Below are 6,843 nucleotides of genomic sequence, written 5' to 3' on the forward strand. Positions count from 1 at the left end.
TTTTTATCAATTGCTCTGTGCTTTTAACTTTGCTACCTCAATGATAAGCACAACTAATATTCTTTACTTTTAAAATAACGTTAGGATGCTTTTACAAAAAAGCCAACTATAACAATCATATACATATAAAGCGCATAATACAATGATTAATAGCGAAATTGTTCTGATAAAATGCGCTCATCCCATGAATGACTTGAGTCAAAAAGGATTGAAACTGTTACTTCTGTTGCCATTGAAATAGTCACTGAATGGACAGATTTGACTTCAACATTATCAGCAGCAGCATTGACAGGGCGTTTATTGGGTTCAAGCATATCAAAACGCACCGTTACTGTATTGGGAAGCAATGCGCCATGCCAACGTCTTGGGCGAAAAGGGCTAACAGGGGTGAGGGCCATAAGGGGGGCCATAAGGGGAAGAATAGGTCCTTGTGCTGATAAATTATAGGCGGTTGATCCTGCTGGTGTCGCGACGAGGATACCATCACAACTTAATTGTTCCATGCGTACATTATTATCAATGGTGATGCGAATTTTTGCTGCTTGATAAGATTGCCGAAAGAGAGATACTTCATTAATTGCAAGCGCTTCAATAGATTCTTGGCATTCAGCTTTTGCAATCATGCGCAAGGGATGAATTTCTTTTTTATGAGCGACAGCAATACGATTGGGCAATTTTTTTTCATGAAATTCATTCATAAGAAATCCTACAGAACCTTGATTCATGCCATAAATAGGTTTTCCAGTGTTCATAACGTCTCGTACAGTTTGTAACATTGTTCCATCACCACCGATTGCAACAATAACATCAGTTTCTTCCAGAGAAGAATGACCATAAACAGAAATTAATTTACGGGTAGCTTTGATAGCGTCCTCAGTTTCTGCGGAAATAAAATGAAAGCGACTTGGTAATGTAGTCATTTAAAAATTATCCTGATACTTATAATTTGTCTTGTAACTTATTTTTTGAGAGTTTTGAAGTTGTAATAAAAGCTCTTTTTATAACAAAAGGAGTATTGAAGACAAAAAGAGAAGCTATTTCAAGATAAAGTAACATTGGAGAAAAGAAAGAAGATTGCGTCGTTAGATAATTTACAAATAAGTAATTTTTTATTAAAATGATGATTTAGCATTGAAGCTGAGAGTATGATTAGTTAAAAGACCACAACTGATTTTAATAATCAGTGTAAAGCACCCGTAGCTCAGCTGGATAGAGCGCTGCCCTCCGAAGGCAGAGGTCACAGATTCGAATTCTGTCGGGTGCACCAAATTCTTCAATTTGATATTATCCTAAATAACAATTTTCCTCATTCCATAAAAAGAAGCAAATTTTATGAAAATGGTCGTTTGAGTTATTCATTAAGTTTTGTAGCGAATAAGCAAATGATTTTAAGAGAAGTAAAATTCACGGCTGCATTTGTAATTTTTTGATTAATCATTTTGGATATTGAGATAGAAAAGCAGGGTTATCTCAATATGCTTTCAATTTAACTGTGAACATATATAACATAAAAATTTTTTTATTCTCAGAGCTAGAGGTTGCCATGATGAGATGGGACGCGGATGAGGAATATGACCAGTTAAAGGAATAATAAGTAATGGGGGAAATAATCATCAAGATTTGAATTCTTTCAAAATCACTGTATTAGGTATGGTTATTATAGTTTTAGGAATGAGAATCGGGCGATTTCTCTATACACCGATATTGCCAGTTATGTTGGAAGAGGGATTGTTTACCTTTAATTCCCCTCTTATTCTTGATGATATGATTGCCCGTGGAGCGCTTTTAGGAGGACGTGTCTGGTTTGACCGTGGTTTGAATTCCAACGGTAATTTGCAATTGGGAAAATTGCGGGTGGAATTTGATGCAGAAGAAGTCCCCCCTCTCGAAGATTTAAGCTTTGGAAGCCGGCTCAATGGTGCTTACTTTAATCGGCTCGCCGAAGATATCCAAAATAAAATGACCCATACTTTTGGCGATACGCTGATTGCTTATCGCAAGGCAGCAAGGAGTGATGTATGACGTTAAGAATTGTTCGTGGTTTTACCCTGATTGTTGATGATGATGTCAATCTCCATCTTGATCTTGAAACACTCAAACTTCCAACTTTAGAAGAAATCACCGAAACCTATCAACCAGGGGGCTCTGATATGCAAATTGATGTGAGTGGTCTTGGTGTGAAAGCCTTAAATTTACAAATGAAGATCCACAGCCACACCCCCGAAATCATCGGTATCTTTGGTGGTTCTTCTGGTCTTCGTCATAAATTTACCGGCAAAAAATATGTGGTGTCTGAAGAAGAAGGACGCGAGCATGAACATTCCATTGATGTCACGGGGCGTTTGGTCAACGTTGATAGCGAAAGCTTAACAGCTGGAAAAGCCACAGGCTATGATTGCGAGATCAAGAATGTTTGGGATTACACAGAATTTTGGGATGGTTCTGTTTTGCATCGCTTCTCCTTTAAACGGGATGGTTGGCTTGTACGCAATGGACAAGAGATCGGTGGACGCCGCTGCGCTATCCTTAATTTATAAGTTCTCATTAATATTGAGAGGAATTTCTGATGACAAGTTTACAAACAAGTGTTGCTGTGGAATTGCAGGTTCCCCTTGTTTATCAAGACAAAGATGGCAAAGAATCAACACGGCAGAAATTGATCTTTTATCGTCCAAACTTCAAGCAAGCACGCCAATTGGCTATATTGATTGGTCCACAGCTGGCAAAGTTACTTTTGCCTGCTGTAGAAGAGGATAAAACACCTTTGAGCAATGATGTTCTCATTTCCAAGCTTTGTGAGGCTTTATTTACCCATGAAGCCATGGAAGGAATCGCCGCGCTTCTGGCAGAGATGTCTCATGAATCTGTTGAACTGATTAATCGTCTTGATATTGTTGATGTTGTGGCCGTGTTTAAGGTTTTTTTGCTTTTTTTCCCAAACTACACCCCTATGCCAGACAATTTGGAGCCGAACTAGCCCTTTATTACCACTGGTCAGCTTTAGAGATCAATCAGATGGATTTGCTGGAAGTGATTGCCTATCGGGAAGAGTTAGTGCGCTTGAAACAACAAGAATATGAAAGCCAAATGTTAGGATAAGATGCGATCATGGATGTTTCTCTTGTTGTCTGTTTTGTGAATCATCTGCAAGAAGGGATCGCCTCTGCCAAGCGAGACTTAAGAGCCGTGAAGTGTTAGAATTGATGATCAGTGCCAGCCAAGCAGGAATTGGTGAACAAGATCTCGAGGCTTTTAGTATTTATGCCGCCAAAGCAGCAGTCGCTTTTGATATGACAGGGGACCAGATTGGGGAACGCTTTGCTAAATTGCGCAATGTCTTTAAACTTAATCAAGCAGGCATTGAAGATTTAGGGGATGCTATCAACCATCTCTCTAACCACATGGCGGCCAAGGCAAGTGAGGTGTCTGATTTTACCAATCGGGCGACCGGTGCGGCCACCATGTTTAAACTCACAGCCCGTGAAACGGCAGCTTTTGGGACGGCGATGATTTCTGCTGGTATTGTACCAGAGAGTGCGGCGCGTGGTTTTAACTCTATCAGTGCCCGTATTCAGGAGGGAGGCAAACATATTGAAGATGCTTTTACCAATATTTGGCTCTCTCGCCAAAAATTTATGGAAGATCTCGATAAGGATGTCACCGGTACTTTGGTGCGTTTTTTTAATGTCTTGGGCAAATCAGAAAGGGGTATGAATTCCCTCATCGCTATTGCAGGACGAGACTTTACCGGTGATTTTGCCAAATTGGTGGGTAATCCAGAACTGTTAGGGCAAGCTTTAGATTATGTGAAAGACCCAAAAGTCTTTAAAGGCTCTGTGGAACAAGAGGCAGACAAACAAGCAACCGGTGCCATGCGGCAATTTAAACTGTTGCAAAACCGCGTTGTGGCTTTAGGCATTACTATTGGTGAGGTGTTGTTGCTCCATGTGAACAGTTTAATGGAAACGGTTGGTGGTTTTCTAAACGTGCTGATGGCATGGGCTCATGAACACCCTGTTTTAACCGGTGTAATCATTAAAACCATTGCAGCCCTTATGGCTTTTAATATTGCTTTGCGGGTTGTACGTTTTACCATGGCGGGAACCCGCCTTGGGATTCTGCAATTGATTGCCTCTTTTATCAAGATGAGGGCTATTAGACGCATGCTGAAGGCAAGTTGGCGAGGGCTCTTGACTTTAGGGCGCTCACTGGGCTTGCTGACCGCAGGGTTTGGGGCATGTTTCCTCAAACTTTTGCGCCCCATGACTTTATTGATGGGCACTTTGCGGGGAATTGCTGTTTCAGGGGCGGCATTTGCGAGCAGCTTTGGTAGGGTAGGAACTGTGATCGACGTGGTTGGGGCGGGCCTGTCCTCTGTTGTGGGGGGACTTTTTACCCCGGTAGGGGCTGTGATTGCTGCTGTTGTGGCTGTTATACTGGCTGCTGGTTTTGCTTTGTGGAAATATTGGGATCGCTTATCTTCCTTTGTTAAAGGTTTTGCACGGGGAGTATCTCGGGCTTTTGGTCGTGCCTTTGAAGCCGTTATGCGTTTTTTGGGGGCTGATACCAGTAGCATTACCCGATGGAAAAACATCATTGCAGCTGCTTTTGATTTTTCTCAAAATTGGCAAAAGTTCAAATAGGGTCTTGCCTCTGTTGCCCAAAGTTTTGAAGGTTTGTGGGATGGGATTAAACAAAGCCCTTCCAATTTTTGGGAGTGGTTGAAGCGTTTTTTTACACAGGAAAAGCTCTCTGAGAGTGCCAAGGCGAGTATGGAACAAGCTGGGGAAGATTTAGCGGATTGGATTGTTGATGGTTTTATGTCGTCCATTTCACAATTGACAGATTTTTGTCAATCTTTACCTCATCGCATAAAGGGGTGGATTGGGTCGATTGATGTAAGAGATTATTTGCCAAGTTTTATGGGGGCAAAACGTCTATCGAGCCACTTGTGCAATTTGCGGGGGCTGGTCGTGCCAATGCGCCTCTCACAGAGTTGCGAGAGAAAGAGCGCGTCCCCATTACGCATAATCAAAATGTCACAGTGAATATCAATGGCGCGCGTGATCCCATTGCAACTGGTTATGCGGTTCGCCATGCTTTGCAACGGGCAGGGGCCAATGCCTTGCACGGCGGAACAGAATAAGAGAGAAGAGGGGAATGCAAGATCCTTTGATGATGTTAGGACCGCATCAATTTTATGTGGACTGGCTTAATTTCCAATCGTTTGAGGAAGAGTTTTCTGCCTCATGGGTTTCTATGGAGCGTTTTGGCAGATCCCCTGGTTTGCAATTTACTGGTTATGGTAATGATCCAAAAACCATCCACGGGGTGTTGTTTCCAGAAGAGTTTGGGGATCGGGTGGCCATTGATGCCATCACCAGAACCATACGTGCGGCTCAACCCGTTCAGATGATCCGCTGGATGAGTGATAATAGCTACAGTGCCTTAATGCATGGATCCGTGGTGATTACCAGTGTCACGAAAGACCATGACTATATTAGCCGCTCTGGTCAATCGGGGCGTGTTCGCTATTCCATTAGCCTGTTGCCGTTTTTTGATGAGGGCAAGCCGCAAGGACAATATCAAGTGGGCCAATATCAAGGGGGACAAGAGGAGGATTGCCCATGAAGATCCCCGCAAAGCAGCTCGTGATCGAATTTGAGGATATGAGTTTAGACCTGATTTGTTATCATCATGCCTTGTCTGTTTTAGGAGAGCGGCGGCAAGCTGGTTTACTGAAAGGTTATTTAGAAGCCACACTAGAGGCTAATCCAGAGATTGCTGGGTATAATGCTTTTTTGCCGCGGGGTTTAAAAGTCTTTCTGCCTGAATTTGTATCCCAAGAAAAGAACAGTGTGGTCAAACGGCTATGGGATTAATGCGCACATATCCCTTTATTGAAGTAAGGGTAGGGGAGAAACTTGTTCATGAGGTTTTTTACCAGCGTCTAACGGCAACCATCACCGATCATGCAGGTGCTGATACATTCGAGGCGGAATTTGACGATAGTGGCAATGATTTAGAGATTCCAGCAGCGGACAGTGCTCTCCAAGTCACCTTTGGTTATGAGGGAAGTATCCGTGCATTTATGGGGCGTTTTGTTGTCGAAACGGTTGTAAGTTGTGGAGGCAGTGATGGAGAGATTTTGCGCCTTTGTGGCAAAAGTGCTTCCATGCGTGCGGAGATCAAAGAACAGGTGAGCGAATATTTTGACCATAAAACCATTGCTGAGATTGTTGAGACCCTTGCCAAACGCCATGGCTATCAAGCAAAGGTCAGTCCACAATTTACCAAACAAACCTTGCCTTATATGGTGCGCATCGATCAATCGGCGATTGATTTTTTAACTAGGCTTGCTGACCGGATGCGGGCGCGTTTTTTGATCAAAGACAATAAGTTTTTATTTTTAAGCGGAGACAATCTTCCCCTTCAGACCATTCATCACCAGGAGTGTTCCCATTGGGAATTTAGTCTCGAGCCACGCACCCAATACGGTACCATTGAAGTTTGTTATTTTCATCGCACAAAAGGACAACAGCATTCCGTCAAACATCACACGGGGTATACAGGGCCCATTCGCCGTCTGCGCACGTGTTACCCTTGTGAGGCAGAAGCTTTAGCAGCGGCTGCTTCCGAATCGGATAGGCTTTGTCGAGCCATGGGCAGTGGCTCTTTAAGCCTTGAGGGGCGCCCTGAAATCATGGCCGGTCAACCGCTTTTGCTTCAAGGTTTTCGAGGCGAAATCAATGGCCCAGGGAAAGCTGCAACCGTAACCCATCGCTATGAAAAGCAAAGCGGATACACCACAGAAATTACCTTTGAGGGGCACCAGATCAAGGA

The 6,843-nt window shown here is 43.2% G+C and carries 8 protein-coding genes, 1 tRNA gene and 2 pseudogenes; 10 read left to right on the forward strand and 1 reads right to left on the reverse strand.

Annotation, left to right across the window (positions count from 1 at the left end; genetic code table 11):
* Nucleotides 1–146: 146 nt before the first annotated feature.
* Nucleotides 147–920, reverse strand: a complete 774-nt coding sequence (locus tag HWX04_RS05780; protein ID WP_175869237.1) for an NAD kinase — start codon at nt 918–920, stop codon at nt 147–149.
* 270 nt (nt 921–1,190) lie between these two features.
* Here HWX04_RS05780 and HWX04_RS05785 point away from each other — a divergent pair.
* The 10 genes and pseudogenes from HWX04_RS05785 to HWX04_RS05825 form a co-directional block, all read left to right on the forward strand.
* Nucleotides 1,191–1,267: transfer RNA gene (locus HWX04_RS05785), tRNA-Arg, on the forward strand.
* A 404-nt stretch (nt 1,268–1,671) separates the two neighbouring features.
* Nucleotides 1,672–1,737 (forward strand): annotated as a pseudogene (locus tag HWX04_RS08835) (hypothetical protein); the annotation flags it as partial.
* Between the two features lie 18 nt (nt 1,738–1,755).
* A pseudogene (locus HWX04_RS05795) lies at nt 1,756–2,022 on the forward strand (phage tail protein); the annotation flags it as partial.
* Entirely contained in the window at nt 2,019–2,537 is a 519-nt protein-coding gene (locus tag HWX04_RS05800) for a phage major tail tube protein (RefSeq protein ID WP_175869238.1), read from the forward strand. The pseudogene HWX04_RS05795 and the gene HWX04_RS05800, both read left to right, overlap by 4 nt.
* Before the next feature lie 29 nt (nt 2,538–2,566).
* Complete coding sequence (locus HWX04_RS05805; RefSeq protein ID WP_175869239.1) at nt 2,567–2,977, forward strand: hypothetical protein; 411 nt, start codon at nt 2,567–2,569, stop codon at nt 2,975–2,977.
* 226 nt (nt 2,978–3,203) lie between these two features.
* Nucleotides 3,204–4,643: a phage tail tape measure protein gene (locus HWX04_RS05810; RefSeq protein ID WP_246257485.1), complete on the forward strand. Its 1,440-nt coding sequence runs from the start codon at nt 3,204–3,206 to the stop codon at nt 4,641–4,643.
* Between the two features lie 308 nt (nt 4,644–4,951).
* Nucleotides 4,952–5,146 carry a hypothetical protein gene (locus HWX04_RS08645; protein ID WP_246257487.1) on the forward strand — a complete coding sequence of 65 codons (195 nt, stop codon included), beginning with the start codon at nt 4,952–4,954 and terminating at the stop codon, nt 5,144–5,146.
* Between the two features lie 14 nt (nt 5,147–5,160).
* The gene (locus HWX04_RS05815) at nt 5,161–5,631 is read left to right on the forward strand and encodes a phage tail protein (protein ID WP_175869240.1); all 471 of its coding nucleotides are present in this window, start codon (nt 5,161–5,163) and stop codon (nt 5,629–5,631) included.
* A complete protein-coding gene (locus HWX04_RS05820; RefSeq protein WP_175869241.1) occupies nt 5,628–5,882 on the forward strand; it encodes a tail protein X in 255 nt (84 codons plus the stop codon). Before HWX04_RS05815 ends, HWX04_RS05820 begins: the two co-directional genes overlap by 4 nt.
* The coding region (locus tag HWX04_RS05825) for a phage late control D family protein (protein WP_175869242.1) at nt 5,882–6,843 on the forward strand (962 nt) is incomplete at its 3' end. The genes HWX04_RS05820 and HWX04_RS05825, both read left to right, overlap by 1 nt.

Source organism: Bartonella gabonensis, from assembly GCF_903679515.1.
GTDB classification, from domain to species: Bacteria; Pseudomonadota; Alphaproteobacteria; order Rhizobiales; family Rhizobiaceae; genus Bartonella; species Bartonella gabonensis.

Bases quoted from the DNA above. Each gene is read 5' to 3' on its own strand.
- HWX04_RS05780 (WP_175869237.1), bottom strand. From the start codon at position 920: ATGACTACATTACCAAGTCGCTTTCATTTTATTTCCGCAGAAACTGAG.
- HWX04_RS05800 (WP_175869238.1), top strand. From the start codon at position 2,019: ATGACGTTAAGAATTGTTCGTGGTTTTACCCTGATTGTTGATGATGAT.
- HWX04_RS05805 (WP_175869239.1), top strand. From the start codon at position 2,567: ATGACAAGTTTACAAACAAGTGTTGCTGTGGAATTGCAGGTTCCCCTT.
- HWX04_RS05810 (WP_246257485.1), top strand. From the start codon at position 3,204: ATGATCAGTGCCAGCCAAGCAGGAATTGGTGAACAAGATCTCGAGGCT.
- HWX04_RS05815 (WP_175869240.1), top strand. From the start codon at position 5,161: ATGCAAGATCCTTTGATGATGTTAGGACCGCATCAATTTTATGTGGAC.
- HWX04_RS05820 (WP_175869241.1), top strand. From the start codon at position 5,628: ATGAAGATCCCCGCAAAGCAGCTCGTGATCGAATTTGAGGATATGAGT.